General features: G+C 52.3%; 27 protein-coding genes and 1 pseudogene. 11 read left to right on the forward strand and 17 right to left on the reverse strand.

All coding sequences use genetic code 11. The features are described 5' to 3' along the window. Positions 1-152: 152 nt before the first annotated feature. A complete protein-coding gene (acnA, locus tag BLT35_RS09185; RefSeq protein WP_074727637.1) occupies positions 153-2,861 on the forward strand; it encodes an aconitate hydratase AcnA in 2,709 nt (902 codons plus the stop codon). A 113-nt stretch (positions 2,862-2,974) separates the two neighbouring features. On the opposite strand, the gene BLT35_RS09190 is transcribed toward acnA, so the two are convergent. After that, positions 2,975-3,718 (reverse strand): IclR family transcriptional regulator, encoded by a 744-nt coding sequence (locus BLT35_RS09190; RefSeq protein ID WP_054819542.1) that lies wholly within the window; start codon positions 3,716-3,718, stop codon positions 2,975-2,977. A 328-nt stretch (positions 3,719-4,046) separates the two neighbouring features. Here BLT35_RS09190 and BLT35_RS09195 point away from each other — a divergent pair, with 328 nt between their 5' ends. Together BLT35_RS09195 and BLT35_RS09200 are read left to right on the forward strand one after the other, a co-directional pair. Further along, positions 4,047-5,066, forward strand: a complete 1,020-nt coding sequence (locus BLT35_RS09195; RefSeq protein ID WP_054819541.1) for an alpha/beta hydrolase — start codon at positions 4,047-4,049, stop codon at positions 5,064-5,066. An 84-nt stretch (positions 5,067-5,150) separates the two neighbouring features. After that, positions 5,151-6,377, forward strand: a complete 1,227-nt coding sequence (locus BLT35_RS09200; RefSeq protein WP_074727639.1) for a Fe-Mn family superoxide dismutase — start codon at positions 5,151-5,153, stop codon at positions 6,375-6,377. A gap of 125 nt (positions 6,378-6,502) precedes the next feature. Here BLT35_RS09200 and folE read toward each other — a convergent pair whose 3' ends face one another. From folE to xylA, 9 genes are all read right to left on the reverse strand, one after another. Beyond that, positions 6,503-7,093 (reverse strand): GTP cyclohydrolase I FolE, encoded by a 591-nt coding sequence (folE, locus tag BLT35_RS09205; RefSeq protein WP_062409938.1) that lies wholly within the window; start codon positions 7,091-7,093, stop codon positions 6,503-6,505. A gap of 70 nt (positions 7,094-7,163) precedes the next feature. Further along, positions 7,164-7,379 carry a YneF family protein gene (locus tag BLT35_RS09210; RefSeq protein ID WP_062409939.1) on the reverse strand — a complete coding sequence of 72 codons (216 nt, stop codon included), beginning with the start codon at positions 7,377-7,379 and terminating at the stop codon, positions 7,164-7,166. An 89-nt stretch (positions 7,380-7,468) separates the two neighbouring features. Beyond that, positions 7,469-8,497: an HD-GYP domain-containing protein gene (locus BLT35_RS09215; RefSeq protein ID WP_062409940.1), complete on the reverse strand. Its 1,029-nt coding sequence runs from the start codon at positions 8,495-8,497 to the stop codon at positions 7,469-7,471. Next, positions 8,494-9,024 (reverse strand): methylated-DNA--[protein]-cysteine S-methyltransferase, encoded by a 531-nt coding sequence (locus tag BLT35_RS09220; protein WP_074727641.1) that lies wholly within the window; start codon positions 9,022-9,024, stop codon positions 8,494-8,496. Before BLT35_RS09220 ends, BLT35_RS09215 begins: the two co-directional genes overlap by 4 nt. A gap of 1 nt (position 9,025) precedes the next feature. Then, the gene (queG, locus tag BLT35_RS09225) at positions 9,026-10,195 is read right to left on the reverse strand and encodes a tRNA epoxyqueuosine(34) reductase QueG (RefSeq protein WP_249929657.1); all 1,170 of its coding nucleotides are present in this window, start codon (positions 10,193-10,195) and stop codon (positions 9,026-9,028) included. Further along, positions 10,195-10,401, reverse strand: coding sequence for a S26 family signal peptidase (locus tag BLT35_RS09230; protein ID WP_254777531.1), 207 nt, complete (start codon positions 10,399-10,401; stop codon positions 10,195-10,197). The genes queG and BLT35_RS09230 overlap by 1 nt, the downstream gene beginning before the upstream one ends. A gap of 65 nt (positions 10,402-10,466) precedes the next feature. After that, positions 10,467-11,039 carry a DUF402 domain-containing protein gene (locus BLT35_RS09235; protein ID WP_082661025.1) on the reverse strand — a complete coding sequence of 191 codons (573 nt, stop codon included), beginning with the start codon at positions 11,037-11,039 and terminating at the stop codon, positions 10,467-10,469. A gap of 189 nt (positions 11,040-11,228) precedes the next feature. Beyond that, positions 11,229-11,666 carry a GNAT family N-acetyltransferase gene (locus BLT35_RS09240; RefSeq protein WP_062409944.1) on the reverse strand — a complete coding sequence of 146 codons (438 nt, stop codon included), beginning with the start codon at positions 11,664-11,666 and terminating at the stop codon, positions 11,229-11,231. Between the two features lie 349 nt (positions 11,667-12,015). Then, entirely contained in the window at positions 12,016-13,182 is a 1,167-nt protein-coding gene (xylA, locus tag BLT35_RS09245; protein WP_062409945.1) for a xylose isomerase, read from the reverse strand. A 185-nt stretch (positions 13,183-13,367) separates the two neighbouring features. Here xylA and yfhS point away from each other — a divergent pair, with 185 nt between their 5' ends. Both yfhS and BLT35_RS09255 read left to right on the forward strand, forming a co-directional pair. After that, positions 13,368-13,577, forward strand: coding sequence for a mother cell protein YfhS (yfhS, locus tag BLT35_RS09250; protein ID WP_054819538.1), 210 nt, complete (start codon positions 13,368-13,370; stop codon positions 13,575-13,577). 105 nt (positions 13,578-13,682) lie between these two features. Next, positions 13,683-14,297, forward strand: a complete 615-nt coding sequence (locus BLT35_RS09255; RefSeq protein ID WP_074727645.1) for a superoxide dismutase — start codon at positions 13,683-13,685, stop codon at positions 14,295-14,297. A gap of 59 nt (positions 14,298-14,356) precedes the next feature. Here the strand turns inward: BLT35_RS09255 and BLT35_RS09260 are convergent, their stop codons facing one another. Then, on the reverse strand, positions 14,357-14,980 hold the full coding sequence (locus tag BLT35_RS09260) for a LysE family translocator (RefSeq protein WP_054819537.1): 624 nt from the start codon (positions 14,978-14,980) through the stop codon (positions 14,357-14,359). Positions 14,981-15,152: 172 nt separating this feature from the next. On the opposite strand from BLT35_RS09260, the gene BLT35_RS09265 reads away from it, so the two are divergent. After that, positions 15,153-15,836: a Crp/Fnr family transcriptional regulator gene (locus BLT35_RS09265; RefSeq protein ID WP_062409951.1), complete on the forward strand. Its 684-nt coding sequence runs from the start codon at positions 15,153-15,155 to the stop codon at positions 15,834-15,836. Here the strand turns inward: BLT35_RS09265 and mutY are convergent. Beyond that, positions 15,833-16,999 (reverse strand): A/G-specific adenine glycosylase, encoded by a 1,167-nt coding sequence (mutY, locus tag BLT35_RS09270; RefSeq protein ID WP_062409953.1) that lies wholly within the window; start codon positions 16,997-16,999, stop codon positions 15,833-15,835. The genes BLT35_RS09265 and mutY overlap by 4 nt on opposite strands. 69 nt (positions 17,000-17,068) lie before the next feature. Here mutY and BLT35_RS09275 point away from each other — a divergent pair, with 69 nt between their 5' ends. The 3 genes from BLT35_RS09275 to BLT35_RS09285 all read left to right on the forward strand — a co-directional run bounded on the left by BLT35_RS09275 (position 17,069) and on the right by BLT35_RS09285 (position 19,059). Beyond that, positions 17,069-17,923: an AraC family transcriptional regulator gene (locus tag BLT35_RS09275; RefSeq protein WP_062411060.1), complete on the forward strand. Its 855-nt coding sequence runs from the start codon at positions 17,069-17,071 to the stop codon at positions 17,921-17,923. A 213-nt stretch (positions 17,924-18,136) separates the two neighbouring features. After that, positions 18,137-18,676: a hypothetical protein gene (locus BLT35_RS09280; RefSeq protein WP_062409955.1), complete on the forward strand. Its 540-nt coding sequence runs from the start codon at positions 18,137-18,139 to the stop codon at positions 18,674-18,676. Between the two features lie 2 nt (positions 18,677-18,678). Then, positions 18,679-19,059 (forward strand): c-type cytochrome, encoded by a 381-nt coding sequence (locus tag BLT35_RS09285; protein ID WP_082660884.1) that lies wholly within the window; start codon positions 18,679-18,681, stop codon positions 19,057-19,059. A 114-nt stretch (positions 19,060-19,173) separates the two neighbouring features. Here the strand turns inward: BLT35_RS09285 and acpS are convergent, their stop codons facing one another. After that, on the reverse strand, positions 19,174-19,602 hold the full coding sequence (gene acpS / locus BLT35_RS09290) for a holo-ACP synthase (protein ID WP_062409957.1): 429 nt from the start codon (positions 19,600-19,602) through the stop codon (positions 19,174-19,176). A 114-nt stretch (positions 19,603-19,716) separates the two neighbouring features. On the opposite strand from acpS, the gene bioA reads away from it, so the two are divergent. Beyond that, the gene (gene bioA, locus BLT35_RS09295) at positions 19,717-21,072 is read left to right on the forward strand and encodes an adenosylmethionine--8-amino-7-oxononanoate transaminase (protein WP_074727647.1); all 1,356 of its coding nucleotides are present in this window, start codon (positions 19,717-19,719) and stop codon (positions 21,070-21,072) included. A 150-nt stretch (positions 21,073-21,222) separates the two neighbouring features. Continuing rightward, positions 21,223-21,496: pseudogene (locus BLT35_RS26195) on the forward strand (manganese catalase family protein); the annotation flags it as partial. A 101-nt stretch (positions 21,497-21,597) separates the two neighbouring features. Here the strand turns inward: BLT35_RS26195 and nadE are convergent. The 4 genes from nadE to BLT35_RS26885 all read right to left on the reverse strand — a co-directional run bounded on the left by nadE (position 21,598) and on the right by BLT35_RS26885 (position 23,669). After that, the gene (nadE, locus tag BLT35_RS09305; RefSeq protein WP_062409960.1) at positions 21,598-22,407 is read right to left on the reverse strand and encodes an NAD(+) synthase; all 810 of its coding nucleotides are present in this window, start codon (positions 22,405-22,407) and stop codon (positions 21,598-21,600) included. 120 nt (positions 22,408-22,527) lie between these two features. Beyond that, the gene (locus BLT35_RS09310) at positions 22,528-22,962 is read right to left on the reverse strand and encodes a BrxA/BrxB family bacilliredoxin (RefSeq protein ID WP_062409961.1); all 435 of its coding nucleotides are present in this window, start codon (positions 22,960-22,962) and stop codon (positions 22,528-22,530) included. Between the two features lie 114 nt (positions 22,963-23,076). Continuing rightward, the gene (locus BLT35_RS09315; RefSeq protein ID WP_062409962.1) at positions 23,077-23,502 is read right to left on the reverse strand and encodes a DUF3905 domain-containing protein; all 426 of its coding nucleotides are present in this window, start codon (positions 23,500-23,502) and stop codon (positions 23,077-23,079) included. Positions 23,503-23,528: 26 nt separating this feature from the next. Beyond that, on the reverse strand, positions 23,529-23,669 hold the full coding sequence (locus BLT35_RS26885) for a hypothetical protein (RefSeq protein ID WP_171006001.1): 141 nt from the start codon (positions 23,667-23,669) through the stop codon (positions 23,529-23,531). Between the last annotated feature and the right edge of the window lie 390 nt (positions 23,670-24,059).

Consider the following 24,059-nt stretch of genomic DNA (forward strand, 5'->3'; position numbering starts at 1 on the left):
CATAAAACCGTACAAAAATGATTCAAATCAACCTTTACGAAAAGGGGCCGCAGCATGTATACTGTAATTAGAGCTAATTTTGAAATCTAGTTTTACTAGGTGAAACAAAATAAAAGGCTGAATAATTGTTTTATAAGGAGGAATTAGCGACGATGTCTATCAAAGACCAATTTTCAGTCCGCAAGCAGCTGAACGTAGGCAATAAATCCTATAGCTACTACAGCCTGCCGGCGTTCGAAGAGCAAGGAAACGGAACGATTTCCAATCTCCCTTTTTCCATTAAAGTTCTTCTTGAAGCAGCCGTTCGTCAATTCGACGGAAAGGCCATTACACAAGAGCATGTCAAACAAATCGCTAACTGGGCCTCCGAACGCGACGCCAACAAAGAAATTCCTTTCATTCCTGCACGTATCGTGCTGCAGGACTTCACTGGCGTACCGGTTGTCGTTGACCTCGCAGCCATGAGAGATACCATGAAGCGTGCCGGAGGAGACCCGAAACGCATCAATCCGCTCGTGCCCGTTGATCTTGTTATCGACCACTCCGTCATGGTTGACGCATTCGGCTCCAAGGAAGCGCGTGAATATAACGAGAGAGTGGAGTTTGAACGCAACGAGGAACGCTACCGCTTCCTGCGCTGGGCGCAAACCGCTTTTGACAACTTCCGCGCCGTTCCGCCGGATACGGGGATCGTCCACCAGGTCAACCTGGAGTATCTGGCATCGGTAGCCGCTACGAAAACCGTTGACGGCGAAACGTTCGTATACCCGGATTCCCTTGTAGGCACCGACTCCCACACGACGATGATCAACGGTCTCGGTATCGTGGGCTGGGGCGTCGGCGGTATCGAGGCGGAAGCCGGAATGCTTGGCCAACCGCTCTATTTTGTTACACCTGAGGTTATCGGCTTCAAGCTGACAGGTACACTGGCAGAAGGCGCTACGGCAACAGACCTTGCTTTGACCGTTACGCAAATGCTGCGCAAGAAAGGCGTTGTCGGCAAATTCGTTGAATTCTACGGTCCCGGTCTGAGCAACATCAGCTTGGCAGACCGTGCAACGGTAGCCAACATGGCACCGGAATACGGCGCAACGATCGGCTTCTTCCCGGTGGACGCAGAGTCCTTGAACTACCTGAGAGGTACAGGGCGTTCCGAAGAACAAATCGCGCTCGTTGAAGCTTACTATAAAGCGCAAGGCATGTTCCGTACCGATGATACGCCGGATCCGGTATTCAGCGACACCATTGAGCTTGATCTTGGTTCCGTCGTTCCAAGCTTGGCCGGTCCGAAGCGTCCGCAGGACCGCGTAGAGCTGACGAACATGAAAGAATCGTTCAACAGCATCATTCGCACCCCGATTGAAAAAGGCGGCTACGGTCTCTCCGAAGAAAAAATCGCCGAAGTGGTGGAAGTGAAGCATCCTAACGGGGAGACAAGCAAAATGGGCACCGGTGCAGTGGTCATTGCTGCGATTACTTCCTGTACGAATACGTCCAACCCAAGCGTTATGCTGGGAGCCGGCCTTGTTGCGAAGAAAGCTGTAGCACGCGGTCTGCGCAAACCGGGTTATGTCAAGAGCTCTTTGACACCAGGTTCCCTGGTTGTAACCGACTACCTGAAAAAAGCGGGGCTTCTCGAACCGCTCGAATCGCTTGGCTTCCACGTGGCAGGCTACGGCTGCGCTACTTGTATCGGTAACTCCGGACCGCTTCCGGACGAAGTAAGCGCGGCGATTGCCGACAACGATATGACGGTTGCTGCCGTGCTTTCCGGTAACCGGAACTTTGAAGGCCGCGTTCATGCGCAAGTCAAAGCAAACTACCTGGCTTCTCCACCGCTAGTCGTAGCTTACGCTTTGGCGGGCACGGTGAATATTGACCTGGCCAACGATCCGATCGGTTACGATCAGAAGAACGAACCGGTATACCTGAAAGACATCTGGCCAACGGCTCAAGAGATTCAAGAAGCGATCCAGTCCGCAATGAGCCCTGAATTGTACCGTGCAAAATATGCCGACGTATTCCGTTCCAACCCTCGCTTCAATGCGATCCAGGTTCCGGAAGGCGATCTGTATGAGTGGGATGAAAAATCCACCTACATTGCCAATCCGCCGTTCTTTACCAATGTTGGCGATCAGCTCTCCGACATTACGGATATCCGCGGCGCCAAAACGCTGGCCTTGCTGGGCGACTCCGTAACAACGGACCACATCTCGCCTGCAGGCAACATCAAAGTCGACAGCCCGGCGGGTAAATACCTGATCGAGCATGGCGTGAAGAAGGAAGACTTTAACTCGTACGGCTCCCGCCGCGGTAACCACGAAGTGATGATGCGCGGCACATTCGCCAACATCCGGATCCGCAACCAAGTGGCTCCGGGTACTGAGGGCGGCGTAACCACTTACCTGCCGACAGGCGAGGTCATGTCCATCTATGACGCTTCCATGAAGTATCAAGAGCAAGGCACGAACCTTGTTGTCATTGCGGGTAAAGAATACGGTACGGGAAGCTCCCGCGACTGGGCGGCCAAAGGTACGTTCCTGCTCGGCGTGAAAGCCGTTATCGCCGAAAGCTTCGAGCGGATCCACCGTTCCAACCTGGTTGGCATGGGCGTATTGCCGCTGCAATTCATCGATGGCCAAAGCTGGAAATCCCTTGGCCTCACCGGTACCGAAACGTTCGATATTGTCGGCCTGAACAACGATGTACAGCCGGGTCAAAAATTAACCGTAAATGTAACCCGCGAAGACGGCTCCACCTTCAGCTTTGAAGTGATCGCCCGTCTGGACAGCTACGTTGACGTAGAATACTACCGCAACGGCGGTATTTTGCAGACAGTTCTGCGTCAAATCATGGCTTAATTGAAAATCCTTCAATATACAAAAACCTCCGAAGCCTCTATTTTTCCAGAGGCCCGGAGGTTTTTTTCATGGTTCTTCATGCGAACAGGCGTCGAAAAGAAGCGCTGCTTCATTTACTTCAGCATTTTGCCCATGCGCCGGGCGGCTTCCATAAGAATCGGCGCATGCTCTTTCATCATCTCCAGCGTCAGCCGGTTGGAGGGACCCGAAACCGCGAGCGCGGCAACCAGCCGCTGTGCCCGGCCGAAGATCGGAGCCGCCACAGCCGCAGCGCCGGGCTCGCGCTCCTCCACGCTGGTGGCATAGCCCAGCGTCCTTACTTCCTCCAGCTGCTCCATATAAGCAGCCGTACTCACCGTTTTTGGCCAGGCAGGATCGTGCAGCAAAGCCTGCTGCTCCGCAGGGTCCGCGAAGGCGACAAGGATTTTGCTCGACGCGCCGACGTACAGCGGCAGTCTTGCTCCGATCGGCGCCACACGGCGAATGGCTTGATTGCTCTGCACCGCCTGAACGCGGACACGCTCCATCCCGTCGCGCACATACAGACTGACCGTCTCTCCCACTTGGTCGCGCAGACGCTCCAGCTCCGGCAGCAGAATCAACGCGGGGTCGTCGCTGTGCGTCAGGTTCGCCGATAGCTCCCATATGCGAAAACCGAGCCGGTAGCGCTCCGATCCGGGATTGCGGATGATGAAGCCCTTGCCTTCCAGAGAAGCGAGCAGCCGATGAACCGTACTTTTGTGCAGCCCTACCCGTCCTGCAATTTCGGTTAAGCTCAAATCCTCGGCTTCCGTAAAACAAAGAAGGATATCCAAAGCACGCTCAACGGCGCGCACGGTTAATTTTCCGTCTTCCATCAGCTTCCCACCTTCCGAAAATCCGTTTCACCAGTTGAAATATATTATAGCTTATTTCGATGTATTTTCATATCTTTAAACTGAAAATCATCGTCATTCCCATTTTTCACTTCCATTAAGCATCTTCATTATTACAGGAAGATTACAGGTAGTTTACATTTTTCGACTTTCATTGACTCTATGCGGCAGTTGCCTATAATATTAAATTAATAAAATGATCCAAGCTTCATAATAATGTATGGTTCTTTATTCCCTCTTTGGAAATCAAATTTTCCTTTTGGAATAGTATAATTACAGAAACCTCAGTTTACGTTGGGAGGGATCCATCATGGAAACGAACTCTTACTCATCCGTCCCTTTAAATCCGGCAACCGTTGAAACCGCTCTCAAACGAACCTCGTTTGCCCGACGCCACAAAGGATGGCTTATCGCACTGATGTCCGTGCTGCTCTTGCTGTTCAGTTTGACTATGGCCTTTCACGCTTACGTTGCCTGGACTCTTGCACGGCCGCACATCGACCCGCTGCGTTCCAATCCCGCTCTTGCCTTCGGAGCTCCTTACGAGGACGTGCGCTTTCCGAGCCTAAACGAATTATCGGAGCTGTCAGGCTGGTACATTCCAGCTTCCGGGGCCGCGCCATCCAAGCAAACGGTCGTTTTCTCCCACGGCTACGGGGGCAACCGTGAAGAAATTTGGGTGCCGATCTATGATCTGGCCAAAGCCGTATACCATCAGGGATATAATGTATTGATGTTTGATTATGGGTATGTTCAACCCAATTGGAACGTGACCGGAGGGCTGCGCGAATCGCAGGAGCTGCTCGGTGCAGTCAAGTACGCCAAAGACCGCGGGGCCGAACGCGTCTATGTATGGGGCTTCTCTATGGGCGCGGGTACCGCTCTGCAGGCAGCGCTTCAAACCAGGGACATCGACGGCATGATTCTCGACAGCACATTTGTACTGGAGCCCGATACGCTGTATCACAACATGAAGCAAGAAGCCAATTTGCCTAAGGTCTCCCAGTCTTTGGTTCATATGTTTTTTCCATTGATCAATGGTGTCAGCATGAACCAAATGCCGTATTCGAAAGTCAAGGAAACACAGTATGATATCCCGATCTTCTTTATTCACGGCAAGAAGGATCTGAAAGCCCCTTACGAAACAGCCCAAGAGATTTACCAACGGCAAAAAGCGGATTCCGGCTCCCAGCTGTGGCTGCTCGAAAATGATGGGCATGAACTCATTTACCGGGCGCATAAAGAAGATTATCTTCAAATAACGACAGGCTTCCTGCGAACGCTGTCCAGCGCTCCTCCGGCTCCAGTTAAATTTAGCCATTCAAGGTAGCATAGGCAATGGCCTCCCCGAATACAATGATCTCGTACAACCAGCACAGAGTTGGAAGGACAGAACGACGGGGAGGTTTTTGTCATGCTGTATGTGTACGGAGCTTTGATGCCTTTAAGGGTGTTGGAGGAAATCCGTTTTTGGAAAATGCAGGAGAAGGAGCATACGGTCGTTATCCGCGAGCTTGTTCCGACGTTGGAACCGCAATTCGTTTTGCTGATGCAGCAATGGGAGGGCGTATTTGCCCAAACGGAGGCCGTTAGCGGACAGCTCATCGAAGCCGTGGTCCGTTCCCATCCGCCGATCAGCCCCTATTTGTCCGCACAAATCCAACAGCTGCTCTACATCTCCATCCGCCAATCGCGCGAATTCGTCAACCAGTTGTTTAACCTCATGAAACAAAGCCAGCCTGTCCGGTCAAACCCAGTCATCCAGACGGTGGTTATGCATATTATTCGCGAATCGGAGTACTTTATTGGCGTGCTTCATGCCGCCAGCCCGGGACCATTCATGGACGAATATGTCTGGCCTCGGGAATTCGCAGTTAAAGAGGGAACGCCAGCACCATCGCCGGATACGGAGGAAAAAGCCCACATCCACAGATTAAGCAGCGATGAAGAGTTAACCGCTACACAGGAAGGAACCTGGTCGTCGGGTATTAGACCTACGACACCGGCCCTGAAACCGGTGCCGATCGGTGGTCATGTGCTGCCGGCGCTCCCCTACGCTTATGATGCGTTGGAGCCGTATATCGATACGGAAACGATGAAGCTTCATCATGATAAACATCATAAGAGCTATGTGGATGGTTTAAATTATGCGGAAACGATGCTGGCCAAAGCGAGGGAAAGCAATGATTTTGCGCTGGTGAAGCATTGGGAACGCGAACTCGCGTTTAACGGTGCGGGGCATTACCTTCATACGATATTCTGGAATATCATGAAGCCCGGCGGCGGCGGACCGGCTACCGGACCGATTGCTGCCGAGATCAGGAAATCGTTCGGCAGCTTTGAAGCGTTTAAAAAGCAGTTTAGCTCAGCAGCGGATAAAGTGGAGGGTGGAGGCTGGGCTATTCTCGTATGGAGTCCGCGCAGCCATCGGCTGGAGATTTTACAGGCGGAAAAGCACCAAAATTTATCCCAATGGGATGTGATCCCTCTGCTTGTGCTGGATGTCTGGGAACACGCCTACTACCTCAAGTACAAGAATGAGCGGTCGAAGTATATCGAATCCTGGTGGCATACCATCAACTGGGATCATGTCAATGAGCGGTTCTCCGCCGCCCGGATGCTGAGGTGGCTTCCTTATTGACCGGTATATGTGAAATTATCCTTGCGGCATGAACAAAAGCACCAGAGCGCTCATCCCATGCGCCCAGTGCTTTTGTTCAACTGCGTTATCCGGTTTGGACAAACCATCGCAAACGGCCTATGTCATTACTCCTTTACCAGAGCAAGAAACTCAGCCCGCGCAGCCGCGTCCTTGCGGAACAAGCCCCGAACGGCAGAGGTCACGGTCTTGCTGCCCGGCTTCTTCACACCGCGGGCGCACATGCACAGATGCTCCCCTTCCACGACGACCATACAACCGTGCGGCTCCAGCACCTCTTCTATAATATCAGCAATCTCCGAGGTGATTCTCTCTTGTACCTGCAATCGGCGGGTCACCGCTTCCACGAGCCGGGCAAATTTGCTGAGTCCGGCAATCTTGCCGCTCGGAATATACCCGATATGAATCTTGCCGAAAAAAGGCGCCATATGATGCTCGCACTGGCTGTAGTACACGATATCCTTGACGATGACAAGCTCCTCGTGCTTTTCATCGAAAGCCACGCCCAAAATCTCCCTGAAGTCGGCCTCATAGCCCGCAAAAATTTCTTCATACATGCGCGTTACCCTCGCAGGGGTATCCAGCAGCCCTTCCCTGTCCACATCCTCGCCAATTAAACGCAAAATTTGGCGAATATGCTCTTCGATTTGTTCGCGGTTTTCGGCAACCAGACGGTTCTTATATTCCTTCGCCGGCATCGTCATTCCCCCTTCTTTTCAAATTTTCGATGGTGCAAAGAAGAAAGCCTGCGCCTTGAAGGCTTCAGGCTCACGGACGAAACTTTTGATTTTTCATCATCTGCTGCATTTTCTGCATTTGCTGTTTGTTCAAGTTATAGCCCATCTGCTTGGCCATACGCTGCAGCATTTCCGGGTTGCTCTGCATTTTTTCGAGCTGCTTGCGCAAATAGTAGACGCCGATAAAGAAACCGCCTACCCCTCCAACCAATAGCGCAATAACTCCTGTAATGATATATCCCCACATGTTGAACCTTCACCTCAAACGATGGATGTCATTTAATCATCATAGCATGTCAAGACTGCCGTTACAAATGGTTTTGCAAAGCTTTTTCATTAGGTCAGCACACCATCAATAAATATGGTCGTATGCTTAGCCAGATCGATTTCCTTGATCTCAAGGTCATCCGCGCTGCCCTTGACGACACGTACGATAGGACGGCCCGGCAGTCCGCGGTGCTGTCCTACGACTACCCCCGTTTCCCGGGTCGATAACCTGACGGAAGAGCCGGTAGGGTAAACCGACACGATGCGCAGAAATTGAATGACAATCTCCCGGTCCAGCTTGTCCCCCGCCAGCACCATCATGCGTTCACAAGCTTCATGCGGCAGCATTCTCCGTCCTTCCGACAAATCGGACAGCAGGTTGTCATATGTATTGGCTACGGCGGTGATTTTCGCATACAAATGGATTTCATCGCCTGTCAAACGCCGCGGCAGACCTTGTCCGTCCATCGTTTCATGATGCTGAAATGCCACATGGGCGATCAACAGGTTCAGCTCTCTCTTCGATTTCAGCACCTCGAAGCCCCGCCACGTATGATGCCTTTTCCTATCGGGGCTTTCGTCATCTGTGATCTTGTCCAGCTTGCCTATATCGTGCATCAGCGCTCCAATGGCCAGCTCTCTCAATTGCGGCATGGAGAGTCCCAGATTGATCCCGATCAAGGTGGACATCATACAAACGTTAATGGCATGCACGTACATCTCGTTATCTTCCGTACGGATATCGGATAATTGCACCAGCACTTCCTTGTTTTGCATGATCTCTTCCAGGAGATTATCGATACTTCCAATGACGTGCTTGGTGTTAAAATCTTTACCGGACCGGATCGAATGGAACGTTTCTCCCATTTGCTTCATCACAATCTGTTTCGTTTCCTCCGATACAAGCTCGGGAATCTCGATGTCTTCAAACTGCAAATCCTTAATATAGATCATGGTGACACCGATCCGCTTGAGCGTCGTAATCATGTAAACGGTCAACTGTACGCCTTCCGATAACAGGACCGATCCGTTCGCCGAGAAAATCGTACGTCCTAAATATTGCCCTGGCTCTACATTATCAATATGCACATACCTCATGGCTGATCTCCTTCCATCGAAAAGCCTTCGTGCTGAAGCAAAAAGGTTTTTTTGTCAAGCCCGCCGCCATAGCCGACCAAGGTTCCGTTTGCGCCGATCACTCGATGGCAGGGAACGATAATCGGGACCGGGTTGCCATTATTGGCACCTCCTACCGCCCGAACCGCTTTAGGCGAGCCGATCCGTTCGGCGATATCCTTGTACGAACGAGTGCTCCCGAACGGAATCTCCGTAAGCGCCTCCCAGACTTTCACTTGAAAGGGGGTTCCCTTCAGATCCAAAGGCAAATGAAAGGAGTGCAGCGCTCCGGCAAAATAATCCCGAAGCTGTCCCGCTGCTTCGGCCAGCGACTTCGGAGCCCGCTCCCATTCTTCCGTTCCATAGCGGAGCCGGGACCACGCTCTGAGCTTAGTCTCCGTCTCCTTAAACGTTCCGAATTCAATGGAACACAAGCCTTTATCGCTCCATCCCAACGTCAACGGCCCGATGGGCGATTCCATTTCATCATATCTAATTCGACTTGTCATATCATTCCACCTGCTGCCCCTCCGCATATTGGCTTATCGCTTTGGCGAGCTCGCGCCGCACCGCTTCGTCCTGTTCCTTCCCGGCTGCCGCTTCCAGCGCCTCACGGGCTTCCGCTCCGCCGATTCGGCCCAACGCCCACACAGCCGCACCGCGAATTTCAGGACGCTCGTCGGTCCGCAGCAGATGGATCAATTCCGGGACCGCCGTCTTATCGCGGAAATTTCCGAGCGCCAGAATCGCGTTGCGCTGGATCGGCTTACGTCCTCGCCATGCAGCCGCGCTTGAGCCGAAACGCTCTTTGAATTCGCGGTTCGACAGGAACAGCAGCGGCTTAAGCAGCGGCTTCACCAGTTCCGGGTCAGGCTCAAGCTCCGGATGATGATCCGCATGCATTCCTTTGTTCTTCGGACAGACGATTTGGCAAGTATCACAGCCGTACAGCCGGTTTCCGATCTTGCGCTTCAACTCATCATCTTCGATGTGCCCCTTGGTCTGCGTAAGATACGAAACGCAGCGCTGCGCGTTGAGCTGACCCGGCCCGACAAGAGCTCCCGTCGGACAGGCATCGATGCATAGCGTGCAGTCCCCGCAGCTCTCCGTTACAGGCGTATCCGGCGGGAACGGCACATTCGTGATCAGCTCGCCCAGATACACCCAAGAGCCCCATTCCGGCGTGATGACCGAACAGTTTTTACCCAACCAGCCAATGCCGGCCCGTTTGGCCACCGCACGGTCCACCAGCGCCCCGGTATCGACCATGCTGACCGTCCGGGCTCCCGGCACCCGTTCCCGGATCCACTGCTCAAGCCGTTCAAGCCGGTTTCGCAGCACATGATGATAATCCGTTCCCCAGGCGGAACGTGACAATATGCCACGGTAGGCGCCCGGTTCCGACCTGGGCGGATTCTTCATCTTCGACGGATAGGCCACCGCGATGGAGATTATCGATCTCGGCGCTTTCAACGTTAAAGCCGGATCCACCCGTTTATCGATATCGGGCTCCTCGAACCCCGATTCATATCCTTTTTCACGATGCTTTAAGAGAATATCCTTCAACTCAACGAACGGATCTGCTGAGGCAAAACCGATTTTATCAATTCCAAGCCGGGGAGCATCCGCCCGCAGTTCTTCCTTCAGCCGGGCCCAATCCACAGCTTCATTTTTAACCATTACAGGCTCCTCCATTGTTTTGGCGGCCATACGATCATCTCTGCCCGCCCCTCCACTTTCGATAGCGGGACCGCTCCGAAGCTTCGGCTGTCGTTGCTGGCATACCGATGCCGGTTGTCCCCCATGACGAACAGATGGCCTTCCATGATGATATACGGTTCGAACCGCCCGTCTTCTATTAAACTATCCGTATAAGACTCGTGCAACCCTTGGGGAGTTGAGGCTTTCCTCCGGTTGAGGTTCTGTTTCATCGGGAGAACACAGCCGTATCCTATCCCTCCGCTCCGTGTTCTCTCCATCGCTCATAGTAAAACTTGATGTGCTCATCACGAAAAGGCGGTTCGGCTCCCTGCACCCGCGCCAGCAGCGCCTTCAATCCCTGCTTCACTTTGCCGTCGACAACAGAGGAATAATGATACAGCTGCTTGTGCTGCTCGTATTCCTCCTGATCGACAACGTATACCTCCCCGCCCGGCATCCGTATGACATCCAAATCATAATCAATATAGGTGATCACCCTGCCGTTGACATAAGGCGGAGAGGCGACATTGCAGTAATAACGAATACCGTTGTCTTCCAGCAAAGCCACAACATTAAACCACTGCTTCGGAATAAAAAACGACACGCCTGGAATTCGGCTTACCCATTCCTTTCCGTCCGCCTCGACAATTTTGGTTTGACTGTTGATGAGCACCAGCATCGCTTCTTTGCGATGATCTTCATGGAGCAGGCCTTCAGGCACAAGCCAATTTTTCAGCCACATCCGGTGCAGGTGCCCGTCGTGCTTGAAGCTTTTGATTACATACGATGAGAAAGTGTTCATCCGGTCCTGACCCTTCTGCATTTTCGGCACCCGGCCGGCATGCGCTTTGCTTGTTTGTCCCCTTAATCTTTGATCTTAGCATAAACTTATGCAGAACAGCTTTCAAGAGTCTGGTCCCGATCGGGAATACAAAAAAAGCATAACTGCGAAAGCCGCAACAGCTCCCCGTTATGCCCCATGTATTAATAAAAGCCTGATTCTGCTTGTTATTTACCCGTTAACAATGCTTAACCGGTGGGCCGTCCGGGAAAAATCGGTCGATTGGTATCCGGCCTTTTCATAAACCGGAAGCACTACTTCGTTATGCACATCAACCGTTACCATAATACGGCGCACCTTGCGTCCCAGGAATCTTTGCCGGAGCGACTCGATCAGCGCTTGACCGATTCCACGCCGCTGATGCTGCTGCTCTACCGCGATCCGGTAGTAATAGCCATTGTCATTGTCGATCGTTCCTACGATCACTCCGACAATCTTGCCCTCTTCCTCGGCCACCAGGACGAGTTCGCTATCCCACGACAACTGCCGGGCGAAAGCTTCCATCGTCTCCTGATAACAGGGTTCGGACAATACATTCTTGAAAAGCTCGGTGACCGAAACGTAATCAGACAAATAAAAAGTACGAACCTGATAGGAATTTACAAGCATATTAAACTCCCCCACCTTGTGTGCTATTTATACAGAATACCACAAATATCGCAAAATTCCTTCTAAAATTGTATAAAAAGACACATTTATTTTCATTTTCTCGGTAAAGCGCTTTATATTAAGCGGTTTCAAGGAAATAAACAAGAAGATTAACATATTTTTACTTTCATTTCTTACTACGATAGATATGCCGTTCATAGGATTCGTATTCAAAAGAATAACAAGCCTTTCCGGCTCATTATTCCTTTTTTTTCTATTCCTTCCATAAGATTAAGGAGATTTATAGACATAACGAAATGAAAAAACAAAACCGTCCTCTGCCTATGCAAAGAACGGTCATTGACATTTCTTATCTTACCCCAAACAAAATTTCGCAAGTGAGCTGGTCCAGCCTCTCATACGGTATGCCTTCCGCGCCAATGGCTGTACGGTCCACCTGATAGCTCTGGAGAGCTTTGAGGCTTTCCGGCGAGAATTTGAAGTCGAAGTCCGGAAGCTCCAGCTTCTTGCCGTTCATTTCTGCGATGAGCGCTTGAATCTCCTGGTCCGCATTAAATTGCGCCACTTTTTCCTTGAGGATCAAGTAGGTTCTCATGCAGCCCTTGGCGAACTCAATGACGCCTTGACGGTCTTCTGTACGCAGTGCATGGGCGTCAAAATGCTTCATTCCGGTGTATTGATAATCCTCCAGCAGTTTCACGAGAAAGAATGCTTCCTTAATACCGTCGGATCCGAAGCGCAGGTCTTGGTCGAAGCGGCTCATCTTCTGATCGTTCAAGTCAATGTGGAACAGCTTGCCGGCCTCCAACGCCTGGGCTACCGCATGATAGAAGTTAAGTCCGGCCATGCGCTCGTGCGCCACCTCCGGATTAACGCCAACCATGTCCGGATAATCAAGTGTGGCAATCATGCCGAGCATAGCCCCCGTCGTCGGCAGATAAATGTCGGCGCGCGGCTCGTTCGGCTTGGCTTCAAGCGCAAACTTATATCCGTACTTTTGCGACAGGTTGTATTCACACAGGTAGTTCAACGCTTCACGGTAACGCTTCATAGCCTCGACGGCATTCTTGCCTGCATCGACCTCGGAGCCCTCACGCCCGCCCCACAGTACGAACACTTCCGCTCCAAGCTCGGCGCCCAAATCCATGGACTCTATCGTCTTTTGGAGCGCATAAGCGCGGACGCGCGGATCGTTAGAGGTGAAAGCACCGTCTTTAAAGATCGGATCGGTAAACAGGCTGACCGTAACCATCGGGACCTTCAAACCGGTTTGTTCCAAAGCACATCTGAATCCGCTTACAATCCGCTGCTTTTCAACAGGCGTCGCATCGATCGGAACAAGATCGTTATCGTGGAAGTTTACGCCGTAAGCTCCAAGCTCCGCAAGCATATGTACGGCTTCCACAGGAGAAAACCCATCGCGTACGGGCAGGCCGAACGGGTCGCGCCCCGGATTGCCGACAGTCCATAAACCAAATGTAAAGCGGTCTTCTTTGACGGGGATGAATTTACTCATAAAGCGCACCTCCGGATATACTTTGTTTATTTAATAAACAATCTTTCGGATTTAGTGTACCATCGAACATAAGAAAAGAAAAGAGAAAAAATTTGCGGAATTCGAGCTGATGATTCATGTATAAAAGCTGACGCAAGGTGAAACGATAATCCGGAAAACGCTGAGTATCCGAAAGGAGGAGACCGATGACGGAGCGGCTGACCGGCGGACCAGTACGCCGGATTCATGAATTGAATGACAGGAAGACGTCCGAGTGGACCTCTGAAGAACTGCATTACCATCAGAGGGCCATGAGCGACTTATCCCCATGGCTGAACGCGCAAGGTACGGCCATGCTCGGACAAATCATTACGGAAATCGAACATCGGGGCGGCGTGCAGTCTCAAGGGCCGTAACGAGACTGTAATCAATACTTAATATACATAAATGTTGATTTTATATAAAAAATAGGCGTATAATAAAACTTGGAAATTTATATATCCTAGGAGGTAGATTTGAAGATGGCACACCAATTACCGGCACTTCCTTATCCAAACAACGCGCTCGAGCCTTACATTGACGAACTGACCATGACGATTCACCACGATCGTCACCACAACACATACGTAACGAACTTGAACGCGGCATTGGAAGGGCATGCTGACCTTCAGTCCAAAAGCGTTGAAGAGCTCATTGCCGACCTGAACAGCGTACCTGAAGCTATTCGTACCGCAGTTCGCAACAATGGCGGCGGCCACGCTAACCACTCCCTGTTCTGGGAAACGATCGGCCCTAACGGCGGCGGCACTCCAAGCGGCAAGCTGGCTGACGCAATCAACAACGAGCTCGGCGGTTTCGATAAATTCAAAGAAGACTTTACCAAAGCGGCCACTACCCGTTTTGGCTCCGGTTGGGCTTTCCTTGCCGTATCCAAAGACGGCAAGCTGAAAGTATACAGCCTGCCAAACCAAGACAGCCCGATCATGGAAGGCGACACGCCGATCCTCGGACTGGACGTATGGGAGCACGCTTACTACCTGAAGTACCAAAACAAACGCCCTGACTACATTGCAGCATTCTGGAACGTTGTCAACTGGGCTGAAGTAGGCAAACGTTACGAAGCTGCTGTAAAGTAACGTTCTTTCATAATAAAGACCGCTCGGTATTTTCTCCGAGCGGTCTTTTTGCGCTGTCTTCATTTTTGGGCAAACATCAATCGCAAACCAATCACCGCATACAAAAGGGCCTTGGCCCTGTTGATCCATCGGATGGTTCCGGTTCGGGCACGCAGCTTGCTGCCGACAAAACCTGCGCCCAAGGACACCAGACTGAAAACAACGATGGCCTGGACCATAAAAATAACTCCCAATACCATCATCTGCAGAGCCGGATGGCTCCCGTCGGGCGTCACAAATTGAGGCAGCAGCGCCAGAAAAAAGAGCGACACCTTTGGATTGAGCATATTCATCAGAATGCCTCTGCGATACAGCGCTCCCGCACTTTGACGCGGCACCCGTTCAAGCGACAATTCACCTGCTCCTTCCTTAAGAGCCTGCCAGGCCAAATATAAAAGATAGGCAGCTCCCGCATATTTGACAAGCTGGAAAAGCAGCGCAGAGTTATAAAGCAAGGCAGAAATGCCCGCTGCTGCGGCAAAGGTATGGGCAAGCACACCGGTACATAAACCCAATGCTGTGGCAATCCCCGCCTTACGGCCGTTGGATACGCTCTGTGCGGCAACAAACAGAATGTCCGGCCCCGGCGCCAGCGTCAGAAGTATGGATGCCGCCGTAAAATACAGTACGATGTGAATATCCATAAGGTATGAGTCCTCCCTTAATCAGAAATCGTTTTATTCCGATATATACATCATGATGCTTCAGGGCAGCATGGACGAGTTGGCGCACAAGGCTAATCGTGCTATCATTTAGGCCGGCAATTCCGCCTATGGTGGAGAAATCAGGAAAACCGTATGAGAAAAGAGTGAGATAATGAATAGATTGATCTCTCTTCTGCAGAATGTGCCGTTGTTTCAGGATTTATCTGCAGCTGAGCTGGAGGAGATCTCTCCGTTATTTGCCGAACGCACATTTAAAAAAAATACTGTTCTGTTTGTTGAAGGCGATCCCGGCGAAGAATTTTTTCTCGTACAAACCGGGGCTGTCAAGGTTTACCGAATCGATAATGCCAAGGAAATTATCCTCTCCCTGTTCCGGGAAGGTGATTTCTTTGGAGAGATGGCGCTGATCCAGCAAGGGATGAGACGCTCCGCCAGCGTCGAAACGCTGGAGGATTGTTCCATGTATACGCTGACGCGATCCGATTTTCAACAATTCATGGAACGAAGTCCCAAACTGTGCCTGCGTCTGCTTGAAGTTACGATGGAACGACTTCGTAAAGCCAATGAGCAAATTTACGATCTGACCTTTCTCGATGTCCGTTCGCGCACCGTCAAAATGATTTGCCGGCTGTCAGAACAATACGGTACGCCGAAGCCGGGCGGCACGCTCATCAATATGAAGCTGACGCATCAGCAGCTCGCCAATATGGTAGGTACCGTGCGCGAGTCGGTCACCAAGGTCCTTCAGGATTTGCAGGAGGACGGAATCATCGCCATCGACAAGAAGTATATTCTGGTCAAAGAGCCCGAATCACTGAAGAAGCAGATTTATTAAAGAACAGATTGTCTTGAATGGAGGCTGCGCCGCTCTTTTTCTTTCAACTGGAACGTACCTTTAAAATAGGTGTTCAAAATACGAAGGAATACATTCGGAAACGCATACTGCTCCATCTCCTCGCGGCTGATCCAACGATAATGTGACGGCAGCAGCTCAGGCAGCTCCGAAAGCAGCGGCGAAGGCTCGGGCCGGCATACGTATACCTGCATATCCCAGCGGATATGGCTGAATACGTGCTCCGCCTGCATAAGCAGGTGAAGCGAGTCGATGCCCAGTCCGTCGGCGGCCAGATGCGAGGCCAACGCCTCATGCGCGGCGGCCGGATCTCCGGCAGCGCCAGTGGCAAGCGTATGCGGCAGCTCCCACATCCGGGCGAGCAGCCCTTCCGCCGGACGCTGGCGGATCAATACCTTGCCGGTATGCTCACCGGTACCCTCGACCAGCGCTGTGTATCTGCTCTCCGGACGCGGGGGCTTCGCCTTCTTTTTGATCGGGAGGGAGTCCTCCATTCCGGCGGCTCTTCCCGCGCAGTGCGCCATCACCGGACAGGTCAGGCAGTGCGGTGATTTGGGCGTGCAAACCAGCGCGCCGAGTTCCATGAGCGCTTGGTTGAAATCCCCGGCCTCCCCTTCCGGAATCAGTTCCTTTGCCAGCTTTTCCATAAGCACGCGGGTACTGCCTTTCATGATGTCCTCTTCAATGAGAAAATAGCGCGACAGCACACGCATAACATTGCCGTCTACCGCGGGCTCCGGTTTATTGTAGGCGATGCTGAGAATCGCTCCGGCCGTATAAGGTCCAACGCCCTTCAGCGAGAATACGTCCTCCTTCGTATCCGGCACGGTACCCCCGTAGCGCTCCTGTACTTCCCGTACAGCGGTTTGGAGATTGCGGGCACGCGAATAATATCCGAGTCCTTCCCACGCCTTGAGCACCTCTTCTTCCGGCGCTTCCGCCAACGCCTCTATCGTCGGGAACTTGTCCATGAAGCGTTCAAAATAAGGAATGACCGTGTCAACGCGAGTCTGCTGCAGCATAATTTCCGATACCCAGATATGATATGGATTACGGCTGCGCCGCCAAGGAAGATCGCGTTTATGCCGCTTATACCAGGACATCAGCTCTGCGCTGAAATATTGTTTTTGTTCTAAACTGTACATGATGTCTCCTTCTCTTTGCACACGTTTTCGAGATATAATAAATTTAAAAACATGAAAGGACCGATGCCGATGCTCACCCCCGGAGAGTTGGCCTCTCGCTTGAATAAGCTGGTGATATCCATTCTTATTGTCGGCCATAGAAAGTGCGAGACGGACTGGTACCAAAAAGCGCAGCCGATCAAACATCATTCCGTCTGGCTCATCATCAAGGGGAAGGGCACCTTCACCATCAATGGAACCCATTATCCGGCGGAGCCCGGCAAGCTCTTTTGGTTTGCCCCCGGTATGGTCGTGGAGCGCACCACCGATCCGGAGCATCCCCTGGAATACTATTTCATACGTTTTCATTATACGGAATGTTATGAGGATAAGGAACAGTGGGTTTACAACAACGCCTCGGAAACGCGTTTTCCCTTGGAGGGTATGTATACGGTAACCAACACCCCCCAGCTGATCTATCTGTTTGAGCAGCTGGATGTGCTGTGGAAGCGGCGGGGGCACATGACGGCGATGCGCCGCAAAATCTTGCTTCAGGAACTGCTGCTGACGCTCGTGACCGATTTTCGCGCACAAAAAATTGCGGGCGATACCACCGCCGCCATTGAGTTAACCCAGGATTATATGATAGGCCACTATCAGGAGCCGCTCACGCTGGAAGGATTGGCCCAAATGGCGGGGCTGAGCGTCAGCCACTATTCCCGGTTGTTCAAAAAATATATCGGCTACAGCCCCATCGATTACTTGACGCACCTGCGTGTTGACCGGGCCAAGGAGCTTCTCGTGCTTTCGGATTATCGTCTGAAATCGATCGCAAGCAGCGTGGGCTATACGGACGAGTTTTATTTCAGCCGCATCTTCAAAAAAGTGACCGGCGTCTCCCCTCGGGAATACGCAAAAAATCATCGGATTACTTCGGGGAACTGAGCCCTCGGAGCAACTGGCTCGTCAGGGTATACCGGCACGTTTGACTTCACTACCGAAAAAAGTGTACTCTCTCTTTAGAAAGCGCGAACTTACCATGATTGTTTAGCTGCCCTTATGACTTGTTGATCATGAGATGGCACTTCGTACGTGCGGCCGCCGGTTTTTTCAGGCGGCTAAAAAGGTTAAACCGGCTGCGGCCAAAGAGGTGTAACGATGAGTATTAATCAAGTGGAAGCCGCCTATCAAAAGGCTGCGCCATATACCGCTTTTCTGTATATCTGGGGCCTGCAATGGGCGCTGTCGGCCGGGTTGCGGTTTTTTGCGCAATGGCGGGATCTCGATCCGCTGCAGCCGGTCGTGATGTGGACGGCACTTGCGGCATCCGCGGTCCTGCTGTTTAGGACATTTCGCCACTATGGCGGGACAAGCCCTGCCTTAAGCGGAGCCGGTATAACCCTGTGCGCCGCAGTAGTGCTGGTTGTGTCGGGGCTCTATGCGCTGGCGCGCTGGAAAAGCATCGACCCGTTGGTTTGGCCGCTGTTTAAGGGCATACTGCTGACATTGGCTTACGCTTGGTTTAGCCGCTGGTTAGGACGCCCGCTGCTGTATCTAAGCTTATGGATGCTGGCTTTAACCGTAACCGTGGCTTGGTCATATTTAGGCTTTGCGCAGGTAGCTCTCGGAGTCTTCGGCGGACTCAGTATGATGGCTCTCGCATGGATGATCGGTATGTGGAACAGGGGGACGAGGTAAGAATGAAACGTATGAATACTTGGGCCGCTTTTTCAATGGCGTTAATGATGGCAGCCGTTCTCGGAGCATGCACGCCCCAAAATAGCCCTGCGCCGTTTGGCGGCGGTAAATCCTCCGGCGGCATGACGGAGGAGCAGGCGATGGCCGGAGCGAGCGATACGGTGCAATCGCTCTATAAGCAGAACTGTATGTCATGCCATGCCTCCAACCTGGAAGGAAAAGTAGGGCCAAATACAAACCTGCAGCAAGCAGGCGCACGACTGACCAAGGAGCAAATCGTCGAGCAGATCAATCGGGGCGGCAACGGCATGCCCGGCTATCAAGGCAAGCTCAAAACCGAGGAGATTGATGCGCTCGCCGATTGGCTGGCAAACAAAAAATAATCCGATGCCGGCCGACGTTAGACGGTTTTTCAGCGTAACAGCGACCTGAACGCTTAATCAAACAAGCAGCCCCTCTTAAGAAGGGACTGCTTGTTTGCTTTTACACTGCCGTTTTCATCCGGCCGCGCCCTCTCTGCGCTCCACAATCGCGTAAGCCATCGCGGTCGTCTCCGTATGAGTGACGCTCAGGTGAATCCAAATAGAGCCGCTTGTCCCCGCGCCCGGGAGTAATCCGGCCGCAATCATCCGCTCCATCGCTGTCTCCGATAACCGGCAAACCGGTTTGCCCTTCGGATCAGGCAGGATCTCTACATCCTGAAATGAGAGCTCTTTGCCGATGCCGCAGCCGATCGCCTTCGATACCGCTTCTTTGGCTGCAAAGCGGCCTGCCGTAAATTCAGCCAAGCGCCCCTGTTTGCCCTCAGCCAGCTCGCGCTCGCGGGGTGTGAGAACCCGCTCCAAAAATCTTCCGCCCGCGGGCTGCTCCAAAATTTTGCGCACGCGCGCGATATCCAGTAAATCGGTGCCGATGCCGATAATCATAGCGCTTGTTCCTTTCCGGTTTCGCGTTTTGCTTCTCTTGGTGGTACAATGTGGTGTGGATTAATAGATTAATCGTATCCGATCCGACCATGAAGTTCAAGGAGGATGCAGTGGATGAAAGCAAATGAAAAGCAGTTGCTTTTGCAAATGGACCGTCAGCATGTATGGCACCCTTTTACCCAGATGAAGGATTACGCTGATACGGATCCCGTTCTGATCGAGAAAGCGGAAGGCGTCTACTTATATGATGCCGACGGGAATCGTTACTACGATACCAACTCTTCCTGGTGGGTTAACGTGCACGGTCATGCGCATCCGCGTATCCGGGAGGCCATAAACCGGCAGCTTGCCCAAATGGATCACGTGATGTTCGCCGGCCTTACGCATCGGCCCGGTATTGAATTGGCTCATCAATTGGTTGAGCTTACTCCGCCCGGGCTGGACCGAGTGTTTTACTCCGACAACGGCTCCACTTCCGTGGAAGTGGCGTTGAAGATGTCGTTTCAATATTGGCAGCAAACCGGACGGACCGGCAAAACCAAATTCGCCTTCGTGGAGAACAGCTATCACGGCGATACGATCGGAGCGGTCAGCGTCGGCGGCGTAGATCATTACTTCTCCGTATTCCGGCCCCTGCTGTTCGCGGCCAGCGCGGTACCGTCGCCGGACGTGCGCAAGGGACCCAGCGCCGAGGCTTGTGTGGCGGAGGCGCTGGAGGGCGCACGCAAGCTCTTTGAATCATCGGCGGACGAGCTGGCTGCGCTGATCGTCGAGCCGATGATTCAGGCCGCGGGAGGAATGATCATATACCCCGCCGCGTATTTGCAAGGATTGCGTGAGCTGTGCACGCAATATGAAGTACACCTTATCGCCGACGAAGTGGCGGTCGGGTTCGGCCGGACAGGCCGGATGTTCGCTTGCGATCACGCAGGGATCTCGCCGGACTTCATGTGCCTGTCCAAAGGGCTTACGGCGGGCGTGCTGCCTCTGTCCGCTACAATCACGACGAATGCGATCTACGACGCATTCTATGACGACTACGTGAAGCTGAAGACCTTCACGCACGGTCACAGCTTCACCGGCAATCCGCTCGCTGCGGCTGTAGCGCTGGAATCGCTTCGCATCTTTGAGGAAGAACGCGTCTTGGACCACGTCCAGGATGCGGCGGCTCACCTTAAAGAACAGCTGAAGCGATTTGAGGCATTTTCCGGCGTAGCGAACGTGCGCAGCCTCGGCATGGTCGGCGCCTTCGAGCTGTATAAGGACCGCGCCGCCGGAGTTCGCTTCGATTTTGCCGAGCGCATCGGCTTCCGCGTATATCTGGAAGGGCTGAAGGAAGGCCTGTTCCTGCGCCCGCTTGGGGATACGATCTATTATTGGCTGCCGCTGTGCACCACCAAAGAGCAGATCGACGATATCGTCGCCCGGACGGAAACCGTGCTGAAGCGGATGGGCTTCCGAGATTTCTAAGTCTCGTCCCTGCATAAATCTCTCCTTTGTTTCATACAGCTTAATGGAGCCTTGCGCTTTAAATGCGGTTTGGGATAAGGAGGGGTTTCTTCTGTTTACACGCATCAATCAACTGTTGATCGAGCTGCCGCAGTCCCCGTATGCGGATCCGAATGCGGCGCACGGACGCACAAAATGCGCGTCTACGAGATGACCAATCATCCGGTTGCCCGTGAAATGATCGGTTACCTGCTCGTTCGAGGCGGCGTACATATCCTGGCGTATGCCAAAGCCCTGGAGGTGGCCACCGGGACGACGAAGGTGTCCCGCAAGGGGCTCCGATCCCCGAACATGCGGAGTTCCCGAAGAATTCGCCCCCGGCGTCTCCCAAGAGGATGTTCTGGAAATCGCAAAAAGGCTGCAAAATGCCGCCGGAATAAAGTAAGGCAGGCACACAGACAAACCACCTTGCAGCCTAAAGGGGCATGCTCGTACTCATACATGCCTTTTCGGTTACAAGGTGGCTATAAAGTCAACGGCCCGCCCTTAAATACCGGGGATCGGGGCCCGCTTATGCTCGGTCTTTAAATACTGCTGTTCCAGCTTGGCCTGCGCTTGCGGCGAAATGGTCTTGCCTTCCAAATAATCGCTGTTGTCGTCATAGGTGATCCCCAGCTCGTTCTCGTCGGTCTGACCTTCCCACAGCCCCGCCGTCGGCGCCTTATCCAGAACGCTTTGCGGCACGCCCAGCTTACGCGCCAGCTCGCGTACCTGACGTTTGTTCAATGTGCTGAGAGGGGTAATATCGACTGCGCCGTCGCCGTACTTCGTAAAGAATCCCGTAATGGCTTCCGAAGCATGGTCCGTTCCGACAACAAGCAGGTTCAACTCAAATGCAAGGGCATATTGGATGACCATACGCGTTCTGGCCTTCACATTTCCTTTGCCCGCGCGGCTCAAATGCCGGTGAACCCCGATCGATTTCAAACCGTATTCGGCCTCGAGCGCGATTTCGTTCACCGCCTCTTCGATATTCGTCTCCACCCGGTACTTCAGGTTAAATGCTTCCGCTACGGCATAGCTGTCGTCGATATCCTCCTGCTTGCCATAGGGTTGGAATACGCCCACCGTTTTGTACTCCCGGCCTTTCTCCGCCGTAAGCTCATCGGTCGCCTGCTTGCATAAGCCAGTCGCCACTGCGCTGTCGATACCGCCGCTGATCGCGATAAGCAGTCCGTCCACCCCGGACTTGAGCACATACTCCTTCAAAAAATCCACTCTCTTGCGAATTTCCGCATCGGCATCAATCTTCGGCTTCACTCCGAGCTTAGCGATAATATCCTCCTGCAGGCTCACGCATCAACACTCTCCCACTTGTTTTTTTTATCAGTATACCATCAGCCCCGGTTCACGTAAAAACTCCCACCAAATGTCATCTAGACACTGGCAGGAGTTCAGAGCTAAAACCGTTATTTCTTATTTACAGTATTCTTCAAAGGCATTGATCAAATCGTTGGCGATCATCTCAGCCGAACGGTCTTCAATCTGGTGACGTTGGATAAAATGTACCAGTTGGCCATCCTTCATCAAAGCAATGGATGGAGAAGACGGCGGATACGGTGCAAAATACTCACGCGCCTTAGCTGTCGCTTCCTTATCCTGGCCTGCAAATACCGTGAACAGGCGATCCGGTTTCACTTCATGCTGAAGTGCTTTGGCTACGCCTGGACGGCATTGGCCTGCTGCACAGCCGCATACAGAATTGACGACGATCAATGTCGTCCCTTTCATATCATCAAGCGCCGCCGATACTTCCTCAGGTGTGCGGAGCTCCTGCACACCGATCCGGGTCAGTTCGTCTCTCATCGGCTGAACCATATCCTTCATATAATTCTCAAACGACAGGGACATGTCACGCTTCCACTCCTTTTACCCCACATAAATGGTTATTGTACTTCATACAACCATTATACATCGGCATCGGAGGAAAGCAAAGCACACGATCGCTATCGTGATCGAATTCCGCTATTCCGCTTGGTCGTCCTTTTCCTCCGCCCCGCTTTGGAACGCCGGGTATGCTGCGTCCTTATCAGGATGCATGAAAGGAGCGCCTTGCGGTATATTGCCTTTTTCAAAAAGCTCTTTATTTTCCGTCGTATGAAAGCCTATATCCTTGTAAGGATGGACCCAGCCATCTCCCGACATGATGGCAGGATCGGTGTTCTCAGTCCACTGCTCCAGCGGCGAGTGTTCCGACTGATACTCATGATCTCCGATAAGCACCCCGTGCTCATTCACGAACGGTTCTCTTGGTCCCCGGTTTCGATCCAATCCCTTACGAAAATTGATTTCAAACGGATCAAGCTCCGAATCATTTTTCCGGTTATACGAAATATCGGTTTTCACGTGATCATACGTGGCGTCTTTCGTATCTTCAGGCTTGTCGCTCATGTATGCCATCCTCCCTCAGGTCCGCATTAGACGGACGGACGGTTCGGTCCGCTCAGCTTTTTGTCCGTGATGCCGCCGGCAGGATCGGTATGATCCGTCCCCTTATTCCGAACGGCCTGTATGCTCTGTTCTTTCGATGCGTTGGCGATGTTTTTTTGCTTAGCCACATGAATCATCTCCCTTCCTTAGGCTTTAGTATGCTTTAGCTGAATAAAAATCAGTCAGCCCCCGGGACGACGAATCAGGGAATTGAAGGAAACCAGGTGCCTCACGCGAATCAAATCATGAAAAAAGACTCCATCGGTGATTAGCCTGAACGGAGTCCCTTTTCTAAACTTTACTGCCGCCTTACCCCAAACGATATGGTAAATCCTTGCATGAAATCTGGTGATGCTGTGCAACCAAGACAATGAAAGCCCTACCTCTCTTTCATCCTTGCGGCTCCGATGACCGCGCCAGTGTGAATCAGTATTACAACAATGTCCAATCATGGGCTCCTGACGATCACGATTTGCGGGAAAAAACGTTCTTTTCGAGGAAAATCCGATGTTAGGGGT

The organism is Paenibacillus naphthalenovorans, assembly GCF_900099895.1.
In the GTDB taxonomy this organism is placed as follows: Bacteria; Bacillota; Bacilli; order Paenibacillales; family NBRC-103111; genus Paenibacillus_G; species Paenibacillus_G naphthalenovorans.

Coding starts and splice junctions, on each gene's coding strand:
- acnA (WP_074727637.1), top strand. CDS start 153: ATGTCTATCAAAGACCAATTTTCAGTCCGCAAGCAGCTGAACGTAGGC.
- BLT35_RS09190 (WP_054819542.1), bottom strand. CDS start 3,718: ATGGAAGACGGAAAATTAACCGTGCGCGCCGTTGAGCGTGCTTTGGAT.
- BLT35_RS09195 (WP_054819541.1), top strand. CDS start 4,047: ATGGAAACGAACTCTTACTCATCCGTCCCTTTAAATCCGGCAACCGTT.
- BLT35_RS09200 (WP_074727639.1), top strand. CDS start 5,151: ATGCTGTATGTGTACGGAGCTTTGATGCCTTTAAGGGTGTTGGAGGAA.
- folE (WP_062409938.1), bottom strand. CDS start 7,093: ATGCCGGCGAAGGAATATAAGAACCGTCTGGTTGCCGAAAACCGCGAA.
- BLT35_RS09210 (WP_062409939.1), bottom strand. CDS start 7,379: ATGTGGGGATATATCATTACAGGAGTTATTGCGCTATTGGTTGGAGGG.
- BLT35_RS09215 (WP_062409940.1), bottom strand. CDS start 8,497: ATGAGGTATGTGCATATTGATAATGTAGAGCCAGGGCAATATTTAGGA.
- BLT35_RS09220 (WP_074727641.1), bottom strand. CDS start 9,024: ATGACAAGTCGAATTAGATATGATGAAATGGAATCGCCCATCGGGCCG.
- queG (WP_249929657.1), bottom strand. CDS start 10,195: ATGGTTAAAAATGAAGCTGTGGATTGGGCCCGGCTGAAGGAAGAACTG.
- BLT35_RS09235 (WP_082661025.1), bottom strand. CDS start 11,039: ATGCAGAAGGGTCAGGACCGGATGAACACTTTCTCATCGTATGTAATC.
- BLT35_RS09240 (WP_062409944.1), bottom strand. CDS start 11,666: ATGCTTGTAAATTCCTATCAGGTTCGTACTTTTTATTTGTCTGATTAC.
- xylA (WP_062409945.1), bottom strand. CDS start 13,182: ATGAGTAAATTCATCCCCGTCAAAGAAGACCGCTTTACATTTGGTTTA.
- yfhS (WP_054819538.1), top strand. CDS start 13,368: ATGACGGAGCGGCTGACCGGCGGACCAGTACGCCGGATTCATGAATTG.
- BLT35_RS09255 (WP_074727645.1), top strand. CDS start 13,683: ATGGCACACCAATTACCGGCACTTCCTTATCCAAACAACGCGCTCGAG.
- BLT35_RS09260 (WP_054819537.1), bottom strand. CDS start 14,980: ATGGATATTCACATCGTACTGTATTTTACGGCGGCATCCATACTTCTG.
- BLT35_RS09265 (WP_062409951.1), top strand. CDS start 15,153: ATGAATAGATTGATCTCTCTTCTGCAGAATGTGCCGTTGTTTCAGGAT.
- mutY (WP_062409953.1), bottom strand. CDS start 16,999: ATGTACAGTTTAGAACAAAAACAATATTTCAGCGCAGAGCTGATGTCC.
- BLT35_RS09275 (WP_062411060.1), top strand. CDS start 17,069: ATGCTCACCCCCGGAGAGTTGGCCTCTCGCTTGAATAAGCTGGTGATA.
- BLT35_RS09280 (WP_062409955.1), top strand. CDS start 18,137: ATGAGTATTAATCAAGTGGAAGCCGCCTATCAAAAGGCTGCGCCATAT.
- BLT35_RS09285 (WP_082660884.1), top strand. CDS start 18,679: ATGAAACGTATGAATACTTGGGCCGCTTTTTCAATGGCGTTAATGATG.
- acpS (WP_062409957.1), bottom strand. CDS start 19,602: ATGATTATCGGCATCGGCACCGATTTACTGGATATCGCGCGCGTGCGC.
- bioA (WP_074727647.1), top strand. CDS start 19,717: ATGAAAGCAAATGAAAAGCAGTTGCTTTTGCAAATGGACCGTCAGCAT.
- BLT35_RS09310 (WP_062409961.1), bottom strand. CDS start 22,962: ATGTCCCTGTCGTTTGAGAATTATATGAAGGATATGGTTCAGCCGATG.
- BLT35_RS09315 (WP_062409962.1), bottom strand. CDS start 23,502: ATGAGCGACAAGCCTGAAGATACGAAAGACGCCACGTATGATCACGTG.